Here is a 416-nt window from a genome sequence, read left to right as displayed (position 1 = left end):
CATCCTCAGTTATTGGCGCTGTGCATCCAGGTTTGTCAAAGTGGCAAAGCTCATGATCAGTACCTGGAAACCAACAGCCCCCTGATTAGCGCCCAATGGATAAAGATTCAGGTGGTGAAGGCTGGTAACGGTATCGCCATTACTGTGCGTGACATTACGGCCCGGCGTCTTAGCCAGCAGGCACTCAAAGAAAGCGAAGAAAAGTTTCGCCGTTTGGTGGACGGGTTAAATGGGCATTTTGTTTATTCCCATGATCTGACCGGGCGCATCAGTTATGTGAGTAACAGTGTTCAGGATGTACTCGGTTATCGGCCCGAATATTTTAAGTTGAACTATCGACATTGTGTAAAACGCACCCCCGATAATGCTGAGCAGATCCGCAGACAACTATTGGCCGGTGAGCGGCCGGATCCCTA

Annotated in this window: 1 pseudogene; it reads left to right on the top strand. The window is 49.8% G+C overall.

Features of this window, described 5'->3' with window-relative positions:
• A pseudogene (locus tag J0A66_RS21815) lies at positions 1-416 on the top strand (PAS domain-containing protein); the annotation flags it as partial.

Origin of the sequence: Bowmanella dokdonensis, assembly GCF_017254865.1 — a bacterium.
Lineage (GTDB): Bacteria > Pseudomonadota > Gammaproteobacteria > Enterobacterales > Alteromonadaceae > Bowmanella > Bowmanella dokdonensis.
This window is presented reverse-complemented; position numbering and strand designations above follow the sequence as displayed.